At 64.9% G+C, this 17499-nt stretch carries 13 protein-coding genes and 1 tRNA gene; 3 read left to right on the top strand and 11 right to left on the bottom strand.

Going from position 1 to position 17499, the window contains the following annotated elements; genetic code table 11:
• Positions 1-67: 67 nt before the first annotated feature.
• From ilvC to V6V88_RS05340, 3 genes are all read right to left on the bottom strand, one after another.
• A complete protein-coding gene (ilvC, locus tag V6V88_RS05350) occupies positions 68-1084 on the bottom strand; it encodes a ketol-acid reductoisomerase (RefSeq protein WP_056321433.1) in 1017 nt (338 codons plus the stop codon).
• 73 nt (positions 1085-1157) lie between these two features.
• Positions 1158-1649 (bottom strand): acetolactate synthase small subunit, encoded by a 492-nt coding sequence (gene ilvN / locus V6V88_RS05345; RefSeq protein WP_006223608.1) that lies wholly within the window; start codon positions 1647-1649, stop codon positions 1158-1160.
• A gap of 12 nt (positions 1650-1661) precedes the next feature.
• Complete coding sequence (locus V6V88_RS05340) at positions 1662-3377, bottom strand: acetolactate synthase 3 catalytic subunit (RefSeq protein WP_056321431.1); 1716 nt, start codon at positions 3375-3377, stop codon at positions 1662-1664.
• Positions 3378-3848: 471 nt separating this feature from the next.
• Here V6V88_RS05340 and V6V88_RS05335 point away from each other — a divergent pair, with 471 nt between their 5' ends.
• Positions 3849-6074, top strand: coding sequence for an FUSC family membrane protein (locus V6V88_RS05335; RefSeq protein ID WP_223574442.1), 2226 nt, complete (start codon positions 3849-3851; stop codon positions 6072-6074).
• A gap of 187 nt (positions 6075-6261) precedes the next feature.
• On the opposite strand, the gene yaaA is transcribed toward V6V88_RS05335, so the two are convergent.
• The 3 genes from yaaA to V6V88_RS05320 all read right to left on the bottom strand — a co-directional run bounded on the left by yaaA (position 6262) and on the right by V6V88_RS05320 (position 9173).
• The gene (yaaA, locus tag V6V88_RS05330; RefSeq protein ID WP_338618221.1) at positions 6262-7035 is read right to left on the bottom strand and encodes a peroxide stress protein YaaA; all 774 of its coding nucleotides are present in this window, start codon (positions 7033-7035) and stop codon (positions 6262-6264) included.
• 16 nt (positions 7036-7051) lie between these two features.
• On the bottom strand, positions 7052-7834 hold the full coding sequence (locus tag V6V88_RS05325; RefSeq protein WP_279210359.1) for a 3-hydroxybutyrate dehydrogenase: 783 nt from the start codon (positions 7832-7834) through the stop codon (positions 7052-7054).
• A gap of 121 nt (positions 7835-7955) precedes the next feature.
• On the bottom strand, positions 7956-9173 hold the full coding sequence (locus tag V6V88_RS05320) for a cation:proton antiporter (RefSeq protein ID WP_056321422.1): 1218 nt from the start codon (positions 9171-9173) through the stop codon (positions 7956-7958).
• 234 nt (positions 9174-9407) lie between these two features.
• Between V6V88_RS05320 and V6V88_RS05315 the strand changes: the two genes are divergently transcribed.
• Positions 9408-9498: transfer RNA gene (locus V6V88_RS05315), tRNA-Ser, on the top strand.
• Between the two features lie 59 nt (positions 9499-9557).
• On the opposite strand, the gene V6V88_RS05310 is transcribed toward V6V88_RS05315, so the two are convergent.
• The 4 genes from V6V88_RS05310 to V6V88_RS05295 all read right to left on the bottom strand — a co-directional run bounded on the left by V6V88_RS05310 (position 9558) and on the right by V6V88_RS05295 (position 15197).
• On the bottom strand, positions 9558-11174 hold the full coding sequence (locus V6V88_RS05310; protein ID WP_338618218.1) for a methyl-accepting chemotaxis protein: 1617 nt from the start codon (positions 11172-11174) through the stop codon (positions 9558-9560).
• A gap of 756 nt (positions 11175-11930) precedes the next feature.
• Complete coding sequence (locus V6V88_RS05305) at positions 11931-12548, bottom strand: flavin reductase family protein (RefSeq protein WP_062840418.1); 618 nt, start codon at positions 12546-12548, stop codon at positions 11931-11933.
• A 3-nt stretch (positions 12549-12551) separates the two neighbouring features.
• A complete protein-coding gene (locus V6V88_RS05300; RefSeq protein ID WP_280002222.1) occupies positions 12552-13514 on the bottom strand; it encodes a carbon-nitrogen hydrolase family protein in 963 nt (320 codons plus the stop codon).
• A 30-nt stretch (positions 13515-13544) separates the two neighbouring features.
• Positions 13545-15197: an MFS transporter gene (locus tag V6V88_RS05295; RefSeq protein WP_338618216.1), complete on the bottom strand. Its 1653-nt coding sequence runs from the start codon at positions 15195-15197 to the stop codon at positions 13545-13547.
• A 161-nt stretch (positions 15198-15358) separates the two neighbouring features.
• Between V6V88_RS05295 and V6V88_RS05290 the strand changes: the two genes are divergently transcribed.
• Complete coding sequence (locus tag V6V88_RS05290) at positions 15359-16213, top strand: IclR family transcriptional regulator (protein ID WP_338618214.1); 855 nt, start codon at positions 15359-15361, stop codon at positions 16211-16213.
• Between the two features lie 166 nt (positions 16214-16379).
• On the opposite strand, the gene V6V88_RS05285 is transcribed toward V6V88_RS05290, so the two are convergent.
• A complete protein-coding gene (locus V6V88_RS05285; protein WP_223574436.1) occupies positions 16380-17360 on the bottom strand; it encodes a tripartite tricarboxylate transporter substrate binding protein in 981 nt (326 codons plus the stop codon).
• Positions 17361-17499 lie beyond the last annotated feature (139 nt).

Genomic DNA, 17499 nt, shown 5'->3' with positions numbered 1-17499 from the left:
CATGCCCTTGCGAGGCATGCCGCTTCGATCCTGACCGGCGGGCCTGAAAGCCCCGCCTGCCCGGGGATCAGTTCTTGGACTTGTCCACCAGCTTGTTGGCGGCGATCCAGGGCATCATGGCGCGCAGCTTGCCGCCCACTTGCTCGATCTGCGATTCCGCGTTGATGCGGCGGCGCGAGGTCAGCGTCGGGGCGCCGGCGGCGTTTTCCAGGATGAACTTCTTGGCGTATTCGCCGGTCTGGATGTCCGTCAGGCACTGGCGCATGGCCTTGCGGGTTTCGTCCGTGACGATCTTCGGACCCGTTTCGTATTCGCCGAATTCGGCGTTGTTCGAAATCGAGTAGTTCATGTTGGCGATGCCGCCTTCGTAGATCAGGTCGACGATCAGCTTGAGCTCGTGCAGGCACTCGAAGTAGGCCATTTCGGGCGCGTAGCCGGCTTCCACCAGCGTGTCGAAACCGGCCTTGATCAGTTCGACGGTACCGCCGCACAGCACGGCCTGTTCGCCGAACAGGTCGGTTTCGGTTTCTTCGCGGAAGTTGGTTTCGATGATGCCGGCACGGCCGCCGCCGTTGGCGCTGGCGTACGACAGGGCGACGTCACGCGCGGCGCCCGACTTGTCCTGGTACACGGCCACCAGGTGGGGCACGCCGCCACCTTGCTTGTACGTGTTGCGCACCGTGTGGCCGGGGGCCTTCGGGGCGATCATGATGACGTCGATGTCTTCGCGCGGCACGACCTGGCCGTAGTGCACGTTGAAACCGTGGGCAAACGCCAGGGCGGCGCCCGCCTTGATGTTGGCGTGGACTTCGTTGTTGTAGACCGAAGCGATGTTCTCGTCGGGCAGCAGCATCATGACGATGTCGGCCGACTTGACGGCTTCGGCGACTTCCTTGACTTCCAGGCCGGCGTTGGCGGCCTTGTTCCACGAGGCGCCGCCCTTGCGCAGGCCGACGATGACCTTCACGCCCGACTCATGCAGGTTCAGCGCGTGCGCGTGGCCTTGCGAGCCGTAACCGATGATGGCGACGGTCTTACCTTTGATGAGGGACAGATCGCAGTCTTTGTCGTAGAAAACTTTCATGTTGTGCTCCAGATTCCAGTATTTGGATATTCGTTTGATTCAGATGTAGGGTGAGGCAGGCCTGGAAGGCCGGTCAAATCTTCAAAATCCGTTCACCGCGTCCGATGCCGGACACGCCGGTGCGCACGGTTTCAAGGATGGCACTGCGGTCCAGGGCCTCGAGGAAGGCCTGTACTTTTTCCTGCACCCCGGTCAATTCGATGGTGTAGGACTTGTCGGTGACGTCGATGATGCGGCCGCGGAAGATGTCCGCCATGCGCTTCATTTCCTCGCGTTCCTTGCCGACGGCGCGCACCTTCACGAGCATCAGCTCGCGCTCGATGTGGGCGCCTTCGGTCAGGTCCACCACCTTCACGACATCGACCAGGCGGTTCAAATGCTTGGTGATCTGTTCGATGACCTCGTCCGAGCCGGTCGTGACGATGGTCATGCGCGACAGCGTGGAATCCTCGGTGGGCGCCACGGTCAGGGTTTCGATGTTGTAGCCCCGCGCGGAAAACAGGCCCACCACGCGCGACAGCGCGCCGGGTTCGTTTTCGAGGAGGACGGAAATCACGTGCTTCATTGCGGGGCCTCCTTACAGGTCTTCAGAGCCGAGCAGCATTTCGGTCAGCCCGCGGCCGGCCTTGACCATCGGCCACACGTTTTCGGTGCGGTCGGTGATGAAGTCCAGGAAGACCAGGCGCTCCTTGTGCTTGCCAAACGCCTCGCGCAGCGCCGGTTCGACGTCGGCCGGACGCTCGATGCGCAGGCCCACGTGGCCATAGGCCTCGGCGACCTTGACGAAATCGGGCAGCGAATCCATGTACGACTCGGAATAGCGCGAGCCGTAGTCGATCTGCTGCCACTGGCGCACCATGCCCAGGAAACGGTTGTTCAGGCAGACGATCTTGGGCGTCAGGCGGTACTGGTGGCAGGTCGACAGTTCCTGGATGTTCATCTGGATCGAGGCTTCGCCGGTGATGACGGCAACGTCCTTGCCCGGATTGGCCATCTGCACGCCCATGGCGTACGGCAGGCCCACACCCATGGTGCCCAGGCCGCCGGAGTTGATCCAGCGGCGCGGCTTGTCGAACTTGTAGTACTGCGCGGCCCACATCTGGTGCTGGCCGACGTCCGAGGTGACGAAAGCGTCGCCGCCCGTCACTTCCCAGAGCTTTTCCACCACGTACTGCGGCTTGATGACTTCGGTCGAGTTGGCGAACTTCAGGCATTCCTTGCCGCGCCACGTCTCGACCTGGTCCCACCACTTGGCGAGCGAGGCCGGCTTGTGCTCGGCGGCGGCGATCTCGAACTGCGCGCTGAGGTCGGCCAGGACGTCCTTGACGTTGCCCACGATCGGGACATCCACGCGCACGCGCTTGGAGATCGACGAGGGATCGATGTCGATATGGATGATCTTGCGGGCGTTCTGCGCGAAGTGCTTGGGATTGCCGATCACGCGGTCATCGAAGCGGGCGCCGATGGCAAGCAGCACGTCGCAGTGCTGCATGGCCATGTTGGCCTCGTACGTGCCGTGCATGCCGGGCATGCCCACGAACTGGCCGCTGCTGGCCGGGAAGCCGCCCAGACCCATGAGGGTGCTGGTGCAGGGCGCGCCCAGCTGCGTCACGAGCTTGTTGAGCTCGGGCGCGGCGTTCGAGAGGATGACGCCGCCGCCCGTGTAGATCATGGGGCGTTCGGCGGCCAGCAGCATCTGCACGGCCTTCTTGATCTGTCCCTGGTGGCCCTTGTTGACGGGCGCGTAGGAACGCATCGAGATCTCGCCCTTGGGCGGCACGTACTTGCACTGCGCGACGGTGATGTCCTTGGGGATATCCACCAGCACCGGGCCCGGACGGCCCGTGCGCGCAATATAGAACGCGCGGCGCATGGTTTCGGCCAGGTCCTTGACGTCACGCACCAGGAAGTTGTGCTTGACGCAGGGACGCGTGATGCCGACAGTGTCGCATTCCTGGAAGGCGTCTTCGCCAATGGCCGCAGTGGGCACCTGCCCGCTGATGATGACCATCGGGATGGAGTCCATGTAGGCGGTGGCAATGCCGGTAACGGCATTGGTCACGCCCGGACCGCTGGTCACGATGCAGACGCCGACCTTTTGCGACGAGCGCGAATAGGCATCGGCCGCGTGCACGGCAGCTTGCTCGTGACGAACCAGGATATGCTGGAATTTGTCTTGCTTGAAGATTGCGTCGTAGATATAGAGCACCGCGCCGCCAGGGTAGCCGAAAACGTGTTCCACGCCTTCATCGGCCAGGCAGCGCACGACGATGTCGGCGCCATTCATTTCCATGTTGTAGTTCCTTTCAGTACCGGCCCTGCAACCCTGACTGCTGCGCGCCCGGATACGGCGGCAACTGAACCCATACCGGTTACGACAACATGATCCGGCGCTTAGCGGCTCACGGAGCCACGCCACCCGGACACCTTGCCGACCCGGCACACGCTCGACAGAACGCAGTGCAAACGCCCCTTGGGGACGCTGGAGGTCGAAATGGAAGCCTTGGCAACACACGCTTGTGGCGCGGCCAACGGCAGGTGTGACTTGCTGCAGGACGGCTGGGATGTGACCCTGGCCGTTCGCATCAACGCTCCGGTTTCGGATAGGCAGACCGAAGCAAGTGTGGCAATTTACCGCGTTGCGTCAAAGGTGGCAAATCGGCTTTTGCCGACCGTTGCAAGGAGGGTTCGGTAACTATCCGGCCCCAAAACCCGCGATGGCCTCTCTATACTTGTTGCGTCGTCCAGAACCGAGCCGCCGCCCATGGATTTACGCATTGCCAGCATCCGCCGCTTTCTCTATAGCCACTACTTCTTCGGAGGGGTGCGCCAGGGGGTTGGCATGCTGTTGCCCGTGCTGGTGCTGGGCGGCATCTTCGGCAACTACACGACCGGCCTGGTGGCGACCTTCGGCGCCCAGTGCCTGGCCATCATCGACCAGCCGGGCGGTCCGCAGCGGCACCGCACCAACGAAATGCTGGGCGGCGCGGCGCTGGGCACGATCACGGTCATCATCACGGGGCTGGCGTCCACGCATCCGGTACTGATCTGGCTGGTGGTCATCGCGCAGTGCTTCGTCTATTCCATGTTCACCGTGTTCGGCAAGCGCGGCGGCCTGATCGGCTTTGCGGGCCTCCTGCTGATGACGCTGACCATGCATTCGCCGCTGGCGCCGCATGAAGTCCTGTCCCATGCCGCCGCCACGCTGGGCGGCGCGCTGTTCTATGTGGTGTTCAGCTTGGGGTTTTCGCGGCTGTTCTGGCTGCGCGAAGAGCAGCAGGCCATGTCGGTGGCGCTGTTTGCCACCGCCGACTACGTGGCCGCGCGCGCCAACTTCTACGACGAGGCCTCGGATCTGGACGAGGCCTACCGCAACCTGATCCAGCGCCAATCGGTCATGACCGAGAAGCACCAGGCCGCGCGCGACATGGTGTTGCGCGCCCTGCCCCGCGGCAAGGGACTGGGCGACCGCCAGCGCGTGATGATCTGGAACATGTTCGTGGACATGCTGCAGCTGCTGGACACGCTGGTTGCCACGCACACCGACTACGCCGCGCTGCGCCGCACGCTGGCCGGCAACGACTGCCTGATCTTCATGCGCGATGCGCTGGTGAAGATGTCGCTGGAGCTGAACCGCATCGCGCTGGACGTCTCGCGCGGGCGCAAGGTGCAGTACCGCAGCAGCGCCAAGGCCGAACTGCGCGCCATCGAATACGAGATCGAACAGTTGAAGCAGCAGGGGCTGGGCGAGCGCGATCCGGAGATGCTGGCGCTCATCGTCCAGGTGCTGCGGCGCCTGCGCAATTCGGCGCGCATCGTGGACCGGCTGGCCGATCACACCGCGGCCTCGCCCGACGCCAAGCCGACCGATGTGCTGCGCATCAACAAGTCGCTGACGCGGTTCATTTCGCGCCAGGAATTCCGGTTTGGCCTGTTGACCAGCAACCTGCGGCTGGATTCCCCGCATTTCCGCTACGCGCTGCGCGTGACGGCCGCCGCGGCCATCGCGATGACGCTGGCCAGCCGCTGGCTGTCGCCCGAGTTCTCGGCGCACAACTACTGGATCATGCTGACCATCGTGATCATCATGAAGCCGGGCTTTGCGCTGACGCGCCAGCGCAATGGCTGGCGTCTGATGGGCACCCTGATCGGCTGCATCGCCGCGCTGCTGCTCTTTAACGTGACCGACGAGCCCAGCATCCTGTTCGCCGTGCTGCTGGGCGCATGCATCATGGGCAACAGCCTGGTGCAGCTGAATTACATGGCCAGCGCGATCTTCAACACCCTGTTCGTGGTGCTGGTGTTTCACTTCGTGTCGCCAGGCACCGTGTCCATGTCGGTGATCGGCGAACGCGCCATCGACACGCTGCTGGGCTGCGCGCTGGCGCTGGTCTGCAGCTACATCCTGCCGTGGTGGGAGGCGCGTTACCTGAAGCCGCTGGCCTCGGCCGCGACCCGCGCCAACCGCGAGTATCTGCTGGCCGGCCTGCGCTACGTCGAAGCCATGCAGGCGCACGGCGCGCCGGTGGGCGAAGCCGCCGCCGAGACGCCGGCCGTCACCGACGCCGACCTGGCCTGGCGATTGGCGCGCAAGAACGTGCACATCGCCTTCAGCAATTTCGCCGAGGCGTTCTACCGGATGATGAGCGAACCCAAGTCGCATCAGGTGGACGTGCCGGAACTGAACAACCTGCTGATCCAGAACCACGTGCTGGCCTCGCAGATCACCGCCGCCATTCCCATCCTGGCGGCGCTGCCCGCCACGCCCGAGCCCATCAAGCAGGCCCTGGACGGCATGACCGTCCTGCTGGACGAAAACAGCCCGCGCGTGCCGCTGGACCTGCCCACGCAGTTCGACACCGCCGGCGATCAGGCCGCGCTGGTCTATCCCGTGAAGCAGATGCTCAAGGCCACCCACATGATCCGCCAGGAACTGCTGGCGCTGGCCGACCCGCTGCATGCGCCGCCAGTGCCGGCGGCGGCCTCGTAAGCCGGCATTCGCCGGTTCCGCGGGCGAAAAAAATGCCGGCCTGGCGCAGATGCCAGGCCGGCATTTTTTTGTGTAAAGGCGAAGCCCGAGCAGCTCCAACCAGATGTCTGACACCCCAACGAGACAGCCTTCAAGCGACCGCACCGCTTCCGGGGTGTCTGACACCTTCCCCCGCCCGACAACCCCGTCAATCCAGCCTGCGGCGGAACACCAGCTTGTCCGCCGACGAGGCCGATGCGTCGTACGCGTAGCCTTCCAGATCAAAACCCTGCAGCCCTTCCGGCTTGGCGACTTTGTGCTGGATGGCGTAGCGCGCCATCAGCCCGCGTGCGCGTTTGGCATGGAAGCTGATGATCTTCCAGGCGCCGTTCTTCCAGTCCTGGAACACGCATTGCACCACCCGCGCCTTCAGCACCTTCTGGTCCACCGACTTGAAATACTCCTCGGAGGCCAGGTTGATGATGACCGGCGACTTCTGGCCGGCCTGGCGCTCGTTCAGGTAGTCCGCGATGGTGCTGCCCCAGTATTCATACAGGTTCTTGCCCTTGGGGGTCTCCAGCCGCGTGCCCATTTCCAGCCGGTAGGGCTGCATCAGGTCGAGCGGGCGCAGCACGCCGTACAGACCGCTCAGGATGGCGACGTGCTCCTGAGCCCAGTCGAGCTGCTTGGCCGACAGAGTGGCGGCGTCCAGGCCTTCGTAGACGTCGCCATTGAAGGCCAGCACGGCCTGACGCGAGTTGGCCTGCGTGAAGCTGCGCTTCCAGTGCGCGTAGCGCAGGACGTTCAGCTCGGACAGGGCCGGGCTCAGGCTCATGAGTGCCGAGATGTCCTCGGCGGTCTTGGTCTTCAGGACCTTGATCAGGCCCGCGGCCTGATCCACGAACATCGGCTGGGTGTGCGTCTCGATGTGCAGCGGCGAGTCGTAGTCCAGCTTCTTGGCGGGGGAAAGCAACAACAGCATTCAGGATTTCCTTGATTTAGCGCGCCGTCCAGCCGCCATCGACGGAGACGGTCGTGCCGGTGATTTGCGCGGCGGCATCCGAGGCCAGGAACACGGCGGTGCCGCCCAGTTGTTCCGGCGTCACGAATTGCAGGGACGGCTGCTTTTCGCTGAGCAGTTCTCGAGCAGCGGCTTCCTGGTCCACGCCATTCTTTTCGGCCAGCGCGGTGATCTGCTTTTCGACGAGCGGGGTGCGCACCCAGCCCGGGCAGATGGCGTTGGCGGTGATGCCCTGCCCGGCCGTTTCCAGCGCCGTGACCTTGGTGAATCCCACCACGCCGTGCTTGGCCGCGACATAGGCCGACTTGCTGGCCGAGGCCACCAGACCGTGCGCCGACGCGATATTGATGATGCGGCCCGAGCCTTGCTTCTTCATGTGCGGCAGGGCGGCGGCGGTGCCGTGGAAGACGGCGGACAGATTCAGCGCCAGGATGGCGTCCCACTTTTCGGCCGGGAAATCTTCGATCAGCGCCGTGTGCTGGATGCCGGCGTTATTGACCAGGATGTCGATGCGGCCCAACTGGCGAACGGTGTTCTCGACCAGCTCGCGCACGGCCGCTCCCTTGGACAGGTCCGCGCCGTCGTAGATGACCTTCACGCCATGCTTTTTGGCCAGTTCCGAACGCAGCTTTTCAATGTCGGCCGCGTCGCCGAAACCGTTCAGCACGATGTCCGCACCCTGCTGGGCGAAGGCCGTGGCGATACCCAGGCCGATGCCGCTGGTGGAACCGGTGACAAGCGCTACTTTTCCTTTGAGCATGAGCTTTCTCCTGTGAGCGGGCGCATAAGTGAGGAAAACGAAAAGGGGGCAAACGAACAGGGCTACAAGTGTAGCTGCCCGGCAAGGCGCCCATCATGCCATGCCCTCACCCGCCGCAGGGTCAAGCGGCGGGCGGCTTGTCCGACGGGGACGATGACGCGGCGTCGGCGGGCGGCGCGGCGTCCGCCACCGGCAGGCCGGCCATGCCGCCATACTTTTCGGGCACGCGCTCAAGCACCTTGATCAGCACCGGCACCACGCCCATCGACACGGCGACGATCACCGACAACACGTCGCGCTGCTCCAGGTTGACCAGATGGTTGTCCCACGCTTCGTTGAAGATGGCGAAGCTGAACTCGCCGCCCTGGGCCAGCACCAGCGCAAACAGCAGGCGGTGGTAACGGGGCAACCCCAGAAAGCGGGCAAAGCCATAAAGAATGACGGCCTTGACCGCCAGCAGCGCCAGCACGCCGGCGCAGATGAACATCCAGTGATGGGCCACCACCTTCAAGTTGATGGACATGCCGATGGCCACGAAGAACAGGCCCAGCAGCAATCCCTTGAACGGGTCGATCGCCTTTTCGAGTTCGTGCCGGTAGCGCGATTCGGCCATCAGCACGCCCACCAGGAATCCGCCCAGGCCGGCCGACAGACCCGCATAGTCGAACAACTGGGCGGCGCCCACCACCATCAGCAGCGCCGCGGCGGTAAACAGTTCGTTCAATTCCGCCTTGGCCGCCCACCCCAGAAGGCGCAGCCGGTAGGCCAGCGCCACCACCGCCACGGCGATCAGGGCTTCCTTGAAGGACGGGGCCGACGTGCCATCCGAACCCAAGAGGCCAGCAGCCACCAGCATCGGAATCGCGGCCATGTCCTGAAACAGCAGCACCCCCAGCGCCGAGCGCCCCAGCGGCGCGCGGGTCAACTGGCGCTCGTCGAGCAGCCGCAGCGCCACCGCCGTGGACGACAGCGCCAGCGACAGGCCGCACAGCACAGCTGCCTGCCATTCCATGCCGGCCAGATGCCGCAGGGCCGCGCCGAACACCACGCCCAGCAGCAGGCCGCACACCAGCATCTGCAGCGAACCCAGGACGAAGACTTCGTTGCGCATCGCCCACAGGCGCTTGGGCGACAGCTCCAGCCCGATGATGAACAGCATCATCACGACGCCCCACTGCGAGACGCCGATCATCGTGTCCACATTGGTGACCAGCTTGAAGCACGATGGGCCGACCAGGATGCCTGCGATCAGATAGCCGGGAATGGCGCCCAGACCCAGCATTTGTGTGACGGGCACGCACAGCACCGCGGCGAGCAGCAGGATGAGGATGAGGTCCATGGGATGGGCGGAGGGCGGAATGGGAAGAATTCTGACCAAAGATTGCCCCGACTGAAAGCCGGATGAAACCCGTTGTGGTCCTTTTACCCTTCCTTTTATCCGCCCCTTTACACAAAAGAAAAAAATCCTGTAGAATTGCGGGCTTCGCTGCTCCGACAACGAAGATCCTTCCGACCAGGGATCTTTAGTGAAGTCTTGTTAAACCGAAACTTCACCGCTGCGGAACCCAGCCACGGAGAGGTGGCAGAGTGGTCGAATGTACCTGACTCGAAATCAGGCGTACGGTATCCCCGTACCGTGGGTTCGAATCCCACCCTCTCCGCCAAGTATTAAAGAATGAAGCCCCTGAGAAATCAGGGGCTTTTTTCTTTGTGCGTTGTGTTGTCAATAAGTAACCAGCCGCCGCGGCGCCGGCGTTTCGCCAGCGTGGACGGACGACACTGCCTCAACCGCCAACACGCGCTCTGCGCCGCCCGGCAACCTGAACGCGCTCACCGCCCGCGTCAAATCCGCCGACTGATCCTGCATCGATCCCGCCGCCGCGGCGGCCTCTTCGACCAGCGCGGCGTTCTGCTGGGTCACCTCGTCCATCTGCGCCACGGCGCGGTTGACCTGCTCGATGCCGTCGGCCTGTTCGGCCGAGGCCGCGGCGATTTCGCCCATGATGTCGGTCACGCGTTGCACGGAACTGACGATCTCCTGCATGGTCGCCCCGGCGCGTTCGGCGCTGCCCGAGCCCTGGCCGATCTTCTGCACGGTGTCTTCGATCAGCACCTTGATCTCCTTGGCGGCCTGGGCGCTGCGCTGCGCCAGCGTCCGCACCTCGGCGGCCACGACCGCGAAGCCCTTGCCTTGCTCGCCAGCCCGCGCGGCTTCCACCGCGGCGTTCAGGGCCAGGATGTTGGTCTGGAATGCAATGCCGTCGATCACCGACACGATGTCCGAAATCTTCACCGAGCTGGCGGAGATCGCGTTCATGGTGCTGACGACTTCGGACACGGTGGCGCCGCCGCGCGATGCGGTTTCCGAGGCCGCCGCGGCAAGCTGGTTGGCCTGCTTGGCGCTATCTGCGTTCTGCTTGACCGTGGAGGACAGCTGTTCCATCGACGCGGCCGTTTCTTCCAGCGAAGCGGCCTGCTGTTCGGTGCGGGAAGACAGATCGGTATTGCCTGCCGCGATTTCGCCGGACGCGGACGCGATGCTGTCGACACCGGTCCGGATGCGGGCGACCGTGGCGGCCAGGTTGGCGTTCATGGATTCCAGCGCCATCATCAACTGGCCGATCTCGTCACGGGACCGCACGACGATCGTGCTGGTGAGGTCGTTGGCTGCGACGGTGCGCGCCACGCGCACGGCGTCGGACAGCGGACGGGTGATGCTGCGCGTGAGCAGCACGGACATCAAGAGACCGCACACCACCGCGATGGAGCCGATCACGATCATCCACAGATTCGCGTTGCCGTAGGACGCTTCGATCTCCGCGGCCCGCGCATCGATGTCGGCGCGTTGCAGCGCGGACAGGCGATTGATGTTGTCGATGAACTGACGCGTCGCGGGCAGGAACTCCTGCGTGAATATCCTGTTGGCGGCCTCGACGTTGCCTTCCTGCTTGGCCTTGAAGATGCCGTCGCGGGTGCGCAGATAGTCCGCCCGCGCCTTGCCGATTCCCTGCCACAGCGCCTTTTCCTCGTCGGTCTCGATCAGCGGCTCGATCTTCTGCTGCAAGGCCGACGAGTTGCGGGTAGAGGCCGCCGCTTCCTCGGTGAAAAAGCCCGCCAGGCTGGCGTCGGCGCTCTTGGCGATCGCGGTGGTCCGGGTGACCCCGGTCTGGATGTTGCGCGCCCAGTCGTTGATCAGGCGCTCCTTGGTCAGTGAACGTTGCGTCAGCGTGTCGACCGAATCGTTGATGTTGGCCAGGCTGACCAGCCCGACGACGCACATGACCATGATCATGGCCAGCAAGATGGCGAAACCACCCGCCAGGCGGGTTCCAAGCTTCATGTTTTTCATACTGCCTCCGGCGGCTTCCAGGGCAAGTGTGAATGCGGGCTCGGGCGAATGCCTCGGCGGCGGAATTGCGCCGCCTCCAAAACAGGCCAGATGCTCGCAAGCCCCTGGTTATCCGCCCCCAATAATGGTGTCCGTTGTGTCTGAAAATTGCCGGCGGAGAGGTCGAGTTGTCGAGGGTTCTCGCGACGGTCGAACGGATGCTAGCAGTCCGGATTTGGGGGTCATCAGGGGAAATGAAGGCGTTATTGACGCAACCTCGACGCATTGCGTCAAACGCGCCAGCGGCGTTGTAAAAAAGCCGCTTTCCGGCCGCAAACGCACGGGTGGGGACCAGGCGGGTTTTGCCGCAGGCTTCGTAGGTCGCCCGCCGCCGCGGCCACCGTGGGCACGATCGCCCACGATTGCGGTCCGGAGCCTTCGCTCCGGACTCCCCCTTCGTCATCTTCGTCCGCCTTCGGCTCCCTTCAGATTCCCTCGAGCGCATCGACGGCGCTCGCACCCACGGTGACCGCGACGCCGTGCTGAGAGGGTCTTTGGTCTGCGCGCTACAAGACCTGTGGATAGGGCAGGAGATCTGCGGGGCCGCCGAATTGCTGCCGCGCGGGCGGCGGCAATCGGCATTGGGCCAGTGGGGCGTCGTCGCGGTGTGCGCTGCGCGCTGGCGGGGTGTTGTGACTCGGTGTGCTGTTGGCGTCCGGTTGGATGTCTTACTTTCGCGCAAAAAACGGCCCGAAGGCCGTTGTCAGATCAATCCGGCGTCGCCGGCCGCGCAAGCTGGAAGGTGTCCGTGCTGCGGGCGTACCAGCCGCCGCCGTGCATGCGGGCAATCAGCCCAAGCGCCGGCGTGTCCACGTGGCCGCGCTCGGCGTCGCGCACATAGGCGTCCTCGACGTGCGCGCCCAGGACACGGCCGATGACGACGATCTGGCGCGGGCCGGTCACGACCGTTGCCTGGCTGACGCATTCCAGCGCCACCGGGCTGCCCTGGATGCGGGGCGGCCGGACATGCGTGGACGCGAGCGCCGTCAGGCCGGCCGCGGCCATCTCGTCCACGTCGGCCGGGTAATCGGCGCAGGTCTGGTTCATTTCGCGGACCAGCGACTCCGGCACCAGGTTCACCACGAACTCGCCGTTCTCGATGATGTTGGCGCCCGTGTCCTTGAAATCGCCATCGGGATGGCGCATCAGGCCGATCGCGACCGTCGGCGGCTGATGCCCCATCACGTTGAAGAAACTGAAGGGCGCCGCGTTGACCACGCCTTTGCCCGACACGGTGGTGACCCAGGCGATCGGGCGCGGCGTGACGGTCGAGGTGAGGATGTTGTAGACCGTCTGCGCCGGCAAGGCGCTGAAATCGAACTCCATCGATCAAGCCTCCTGCTGCGGCGCGGCGGGGCCGGTCGCCGACACCGCGCGCTTCTCGCGGGTGTCCACCTGCAGCTGGAAGACGTCGGGGCGGGCGTAGTGTCCGGACACGTCGAAGTCGTATTTGCCGCGCAAGATCTGGTTGGGCTCGATGTCGGCGTACAGGATGGTCTCTTCCGAGAAATCCGGGCCGGCCAGCACCTCGCCCAGCGGGCCGATGATGGCGCTTCCGCCGCGCATCAGCACCGTGTCCGGCGCATCGCCCAGGGCGCATTCGAAGTCTTCGGGGTACGCGCTGCGGCGCAGGTGCTGGCACGCCGTCAGCACGTAGCAGCGGCCTTCCAGCGCAATGTGGCGCATGCTGGGCACCCAGGTGTCGCGGTCGTCCGCGGTGGGCGCGCAGTACAGCGCCACGCCCTGGCTGTACATGTACATGCGCAGCATGGGCATGTAGTTCTCCCAGCAGATCACCGCGCCGATCTTGCCGTAGGGCGTGTCGATGACGGGTAGGGTAGACCCGTCGCCAAAGCCCCAGATCAGCCGCTCGCCCGCGGTGGGCATCAGTTTGCGGTGCTTGCCCGCCAGGCCGGCCTGGCCATTGAAGTACAGCACGGTGCAATACAGCGTGCCGCCGTCGGCCTCTATGCAGCCCATGACCACGAAGCTGTCGGTATCGGCCGCGGCCTGCGCCACCAGCGCGACCTCTTCGCCGTCCAAGCGGACGGCCTGCCGATGGTATTGGGCGAACGCGTCGCGGCCCTCGGGTTTGCGCATGCCGATGGGCGCGCCGAAGGAGTTGCCCTTGGGATATCCGCCCAGGAAGGCCTCGGGAAACACCTGCACGCGGGCGCCCTGCTCGGCCGCCTGGCGGATGAGCCCGGCCGCCTTCTGCGCGCAGGCCACGCTGTCGGTGGGAATGGACGCCGCCTGGATGACGGCGGCCTTGAAGGTGGTTTGCACGGTCATGTCTCTGCTCGCTTCCTTGTCGCGTTGTTGTTAGTGGACCGGGTCTTCGTCGATGGCCTTCGCACGCGTGTTGGGCAGCAGCAAGCTGCCGATCACTCCCACGATCACCATCACCGTCACCGGGTACATCAGGCCGCCGAAGATATTGCCGCTGGCCTGCGCCAGGTAGGTGGCGGTAAAGGGCACGATACCGCCAAATATGCCGGCGCCGATGTGATACGGAAAGGACAGCGCCGTGTACCGGATGCGCGCGGGGAACAATTCCACCAGATAGGACGCGACCGGACCATAGACCATGGCAACGACGGCGGTCATGAGCACCAGGATAAGGATGATGGTGGCGCGGTCGATCCGCGCCGGATCGGCCTTTTCCGGATAGCCGGCCGCGGCCAGCGCCTTGGCGTATGCCGCGCGATCGAAGCCGTTGACGGTGGCGCCGCCCACGCTCATCGCGATCTCCTGTCCCGGAATCGGCGCGGCGTATTCGAAGTTGATGCCCTTGCCGACCAGGAATTTCTTGGCCTGCACGCATACCTTCTTGTGGTCGGCGTGGCTGCCGATCATGGCGGCCTGCAGCCCGAAATCGCAGGCGCCGCCAGTGGTGTCGGCATGCACGCGGACGGGCGTCGTCTGCATCGCCTGCGCCAGCGCCGGATTGCCGGCATTGAGCAGGACGTCGAACATGGCGTGGTAGCCCACCGCGCCGATGAACAGGCCCGCCATCATGATCCACTTGCGGCCCACCTTATCCGACAGCCAGCCGAACAGCACGAAGGTCGGGGCGCCGATGATGAAGCCGATCAGGATCAGGGTGTAGACGGTGGTCTGATCAAGCTGCACGGCCTGCTGCAGGAAGATCATGACGTAGAACTGGCCGGTGAAGTACGTGGCGCCTTGCCCCGCCGTGACGCCGATCAGCGCCAGCAGCACGAGCCGCAGGCTGGGCCATTGGCCGAACGTTTCCTTGACCGGGTTCTTGGACAGGCGGTTCTGCTGCTTCATGCGCGTGAAGACCGGCGATTCGTGCAGCTTGGCGCGGACGTAGATCGAGATGGCCAGCATCACGATCGACAGGATGAACGGCAGACGCCATCCCCACTGGCGAAAGTCCTCGGCGCTCATCGAGGCCTGCACGCACAGGATCACGACCAGCGACAGGATCAGCCCCGCCGACGAGGTGATCTGGATCCAGCCGGTCAAGAGGCCCCGGCGCCGCGGCTCGCAGTGTTCCGCAACGTAGATCACCGCGCCGCCGTACTCTCCGCCCACGGCCAGGCCCTGCACCACCCGCAGCGTCAGCAGCAGGATCCAGGACAGGTGGCCCGCCGATTCGTAGGTGGGCAGGCAGCCAATCAGCACGGTGGCGCCGCCCATCATGACGACGGTGATCAGGAAGGTGTACTTGCGGCCCAGCTTGTCGCCCAGGTAGCCGAACATCACCGCGCCCAGCGGCCGGATGATGAAGCCCACGGCCAGCGCGCCCAGGGCTGCCAGCAGCGCGACGGTCGGGTTGTCCTGCGGGAACAGGACCTGGCTCATGAAGACGGCCAACGTCCCGTAAATGAAAAAGTCGTACCACTCGAACAACGTTCCCAGCGTGGAGGCCACCACGACCTGGCGTTCTTCCTTGCGGCTCAGCGTCGGCCCGGCGTCGATCCTGGGCATTGCGACATTCGCTTCCATGCTTGCTTTCCCCTGATGTTTTAGATTGATACTGCTGTATGCATTAACTATTATCAAAGCTAAGACGTCACCGGCAAAAGCTAGGGGAAACCCGGCGCGGCGGTGCAAGGGGCCAAAAGGGCCGCTGCTACACTGCCGCCACGCACACAGTGGAGGCAGCAATGGCAAGGCCCGCCGGCAAGGCTGAGAAGAATTCGGAACAGGCGCCTGCCACGGCGCGCAGGGGCATCCAGTCGATCGAGGTGGGGTTCCGGATCCTGGACGTCATCCGCAAGACCGGCCGCCCGATGCCGCTCAAGGAAATCGCGGACGCCTGTGCGCTGACCGTTCCCAACGTCCACTACTACCTGGTGAGCTTCCAGAAGGTGGGCGTGGTGCAGCAGCACGCCGACACCGGCCATTACGGGCTCGGTCCGTACGCGCTTCGGCTGGGGCTGGCCGCCCTGGAACAGTTCGACGTGTTCACCACGGCGCGCCCGATCATGGCGGAGGTGGCCGCGGCCACCGGCCATACCGTGTTCCTGGGGGTGTGGGGCAACAAGGGGCCGACGATCGTGTACCGCGTCGAGGGCAGCCGCAGCCGGCCCCTCCTGGAATTGCGCGTCGGCACGGTGATGCCGCTGCTGTCATCCGCGCTGGGCCGCAATTTCCTGGCGCACCTGCCGGATGCGCTGACCCGCGAGCTACTGGAACAGGAGATGGCCTCGTCCGTGCCGGAAAGCCACGGCGGCACCGCCGGCAATGCCTACACGATGGCGGACGTGCAGGCCATTCGCGACGAGGTCCGCAAGCACCACATCAGCCGTTGCCGCCACGCGCTGCTGCCGCACTTCACGTCGCTGTCGGCGCCCATCTTCGACATGCTGGGCGAAATGAAGGCGGCCATCACGCTGATGGGACCGGTGGGCGCCGTGGATGACGACCTGGAATCGACCACCGCACGCCTGCTCAGCGAAAAAGCCCGCTCGATCTCGGCGACGGCGGGCTGGGTGGATCCGGAGGCGGGAGCCATCTGACTCACGCGGTGTCTGACACCCGAGTGAGAACATCTTCATATGCCGGATGTGCGCCTTGGGTGTCAGACACCGCCCGTATCGGAATCGCGGTGTCTGACACCCGAGTGGGACCATCTTCATATGCCGGATGTGCGCCCTGGGTGTCAGACACCGCCCGTATCGGGCTTTATCCCTCCGCCACGATCTTCGCGTCCTGGATCGTCTTCGCGTACTTCTGCTGCTCGCTCTTCATGAAGTCGGCAAAGCGCTGCACGCCTCCGCCGCCGTCTTCCGCGCCCACCTGCGCCAGCTTTTCCTGCACGTCGGGCATCGCCAGCACCTGGTCGATGTCGCGGCTCATGCGCTGGACCATGGCGGCGGGCACGCCGCCCGGCCCGACCATGCCGAACCAGATGCTCGCCTCGAAGCCCGGGTAGCCCTGCTCCGCGACCGTCGGCACATTGGGCTGGCTCTTGGAGCGCTTTTGCAGCGTCTGCGCCAGCGCGATGACCTTGCCGGACTGGATCAACGGCGTGGCCGTCGTCATGCCTTCGAAGCAATATTGCACATGCCCGCCCAGCAGATCGTTCATCAGCGGCGCCGATCCCTTGTAGGGCACGTGCAGCACGTCAATGCCGGCGCGTGCCTTGAAGATTTCCAGGGCCAGGTGCTGGGCCGATCCGCTGCCTGCTGAGCCGAACACGATCTTGCCCGGCTGCGCGCGGCACAGCGCGACGAGATCGGGCAGCGTCTTGGCCGGTTGCCCGGCGCCCCCGATCAGGATGGTGGGCGTCTTGCCGACCAGAGCGATCGGCGTGAAGTCCTTGTCCACCGAATACGCAAGCTTGGGCTGCAGGCCCGGCGCGATGCCGTGGCTATTCACGTGCGCCATCAAAAGCGTGTTGCCGTCGCCCGGCTGGCGCGCGACCTGTTCGGCCGCGATGATGCCGGCCGCGCCCGCGCGGTTCTCGATGATGACGGGCATGTTCCACAGCACGCCCAGCTTTTGTCCCAGCAGGCGGGCCAGCACATCCGTGCCGCCGCCCGCGGGGAACCCGACCACGATCTTCACCGGCCCGGACGGCATCTCCTGCGACCGCGCCACCGCAGGCAGCACCAGCGCCGCTCCCAGCGCCGCGGCGCCGGTCATGAATTGCCTACGTTGCATTGTTGTCTCCTCGCGCGCCGGTCCAAAGGCCGGCAACTGGTTATGTGGACACTGCCTGCCTCCGTGGCATCCGGCCATCTGGCGCGGCCTGGATGCGGACCTTCGATACAACACCAGCGTGAACCGGCGCCGCTGCCGC

Source organism: Achromobacter sp. E1 (genome assembly GCF_037039475.1).
In the GTDB taxonomy this organism is placed as follows: domain Bacteria; phylum Pseudomonadota; class Gammaproteobacteria; order Burkholderiales; family Burkholderiaceae_B; genus Achromobacter; species Achromobacter mucicolens.
This window is presented reverse-complemented; position numbering and strand designations above follow the sequence as displayed.